Consider the following 2,258-nt stretch of genomic DNA (forward strand, 5'->3'; position numbering starts at 1 on the left):
GGACGTGGCCCTGATCACCGATGGCCGCTTCAGCGGCGGCACGCGCGGCGCGGCCATCGGCCACGTCTCGCCGGAAGCCGCCGACGGCGGCAACATCGGGCTGGTCAGGGAAGGCGACCGCATCCTCATCGACATCCCCGCCCGCAGGCTGGACCTGCTGGTGGACGAGGCGGAACTGGCCGCCCGGCGCGAAGCCTTCGTGCCGCTGGAAAAGCCGGTCACTTCACCCCTGCTGCGCCGCTACGCCCGTCAGGTAACCAGCGCGGCCACCGGGGCCATGTACCGCAAGTAGCCCGCCGAAACGCCCGCACTCCGCTGCATTCATTGACGGCCCGTCGCACCACCCGGTGCGGCGGGCCGTTTCAGCTTATCCATAACGTCTGCTTTTTGAACGCCTCCGGCGGCCAAGGGGCCGCCGCCCCTTGGAACCCCATATTTTATGGTTGCGCAATATCCAATGAACACAACAGAACATTTTTTGGCAGAGGCGGCGGAAGAGGCTCCTTTTCCAACGGAGTCCTTCCCTTCGTGCGATTTGGAGTTCTCAACAGCCTGTGGCGGCAAAGAGCAATCTGCTGACAAAGCTCCTTCCCACGCTTGACACGACATTACTATATCAGTATTTGCTGATTTAGTGATGTTATCATCCCCGGGCAACGCAGACCGCTGCATGCTCGGACGTGGAAGGGAAACGGAAACCGGTGCGAATCCGGTACAGGCGCGCTGCCGTGTTCGGGCATGCCGCCCGCGTCCACCGCCACTGCCCTTCCGGCTCTCCCCTTGCCTGCACGGCAAGGGGCAACCGGACACGGCAGGGCGGGAAGAGCGCGGGCCACGGCCCCGCAACGCGCGACGTCCCTCGCAAGGGCGTTCGCGTGGTTACGGGGCCTTTCACCCACCGCCCGTCAGTCGGAAGACGTCCCCTCCGCACACCGCCCAAGGCCGCGCGAACCGGACCCCGGCATGCGCCCGCCCGTTGCACGGGCGCGCGCTCGCGAATCGCTCTCACCTGTCTTCACGCATTCCGGAGGTGGCAATGCGTACCCACACCCTTGGTTTTCCGCGCATCGGCGGCAACCGTGAACTGAAAAAGGCCGTCGAGGACTACTGGAAAGGCGCCGCCACGCGGCAGCAACTGGAGGACTCCGCGCGCGCCATCCGCCTGCGCAACTGGACCCTCCAGCGCGAGGCGGGCATCGACGTGGTGCCCGTGGGCGACTTCGCCCTGTACGACCACATCCTGGACGCCGCCCTGTTGCTGGGCGTCATCCCCCCGCGCTTCCGCAACGGCGATGCCCCGCGCGACATCGACCTGATGTTCCGCATGGCGCGCGGGCAAGGCGGCGACCACCCCGTGGCCCCGCTGGAAATGACCAAGTGGTTCGACACCAACTACCATTACCTGGTCCCGGAACTGGACGCGGCCACCACCTTCGCGCCCGACGCCGCCCCCCTGCTGGCCCAGCTTGACGAGGCGTTGGCGGCGGGCTTCACCCCCAAGGCGGTGCTGCCCGGCCCCATGACCTTCCTGTGGCTGTCCAAGCGCGTGGACGGCGGCACCCGCTGGTCGCTGCTGCCCGCCCTGCTCGACGCCTACGGCGCGCTGCTGCGCGACGTGGCCACCCGCTGCCCGCTGATCCAACTGGACGAGCCCATCCTGTCTTTGGACCTTGGAAGCGGTCCGGATGACATCCGCTCGCGCTTCGTGCCCGCTTACGCCCGGCTGCGCGTGGCGGTACCGGACGCCACCCTGCTGCTGGCCAGCTACTTCGCCCCGGTGGCTGACAACCTGCCCGTGGCGCTCTCCCTTCCTGTGGACGTGGTGCATCTGGACCTGGTGCGCGGCCCGGAAGACCTGGCACCGGCGCTGGACATCCTGACCCGCGCCGCCGCACGGCAGCCCGTCGATTCCGGCCTGCCACAATCCGGCATTGCGCTTTCCCTTGGCGTCATCAATGGCCGCAACGTGTGGCGCGTGGACGCGGACAAGGCCGCCGCGCCGGTGCGCGCCGCCGTGGCCGCCCTTGGCACGGACCGGGTGTGGGTGGCCCCGTCCTGCTCGTTGCTGCACACCCCCGTGGACCTTGACGCGGAAACCGGGCTGGATCCGGAAGTGGCGCAGTGGCTGGCCTTTGCCAGACAGAAGTGCGCAGAGGTGCGCCTGGTGGCCGACATGTGCGACCTGAATGGCCGCGCCGACGCGCCGGAAACCGCCGCCGCCCTTGCCCGCAACCGGACCGCGCTGGCAGCGCGCGCCG

Annotated in this window: 2 pseudogenes; both read left to right on the top strand. The window is 68.4% G+C overall.

The window, feature by feature from the left end:
* A pseudogene (locus FVW20_RS13055) lies at positions 1 to 292 on the top strand (dihydroxy-acid dehydratase domain-containing protein); the annotation flags it as partial.
* 744 nt (positions 293 to 1,036) lie between these two features.
* Positions 1,037 to 2,258 (top strand): annotated as a pseudogene (locus FVW20_RS13060) (5-methyltetrahydropteroyltriglutamate--homocysteine S-methyltransferase); the annotation flags it as partial.

The sequence above is a fragment of the Nitratidesulfovibrio oxamicus genome (assembly GCF_015731765.1).
GTDB classification, from domain to species: Bacteria; Desulfobacterota; Desulfovibrionia; order Desulfovibrionales; family Desulfovibrionaceae; genus Cupidesulfovibrio; species Cupidesulfovibrio oxamicus.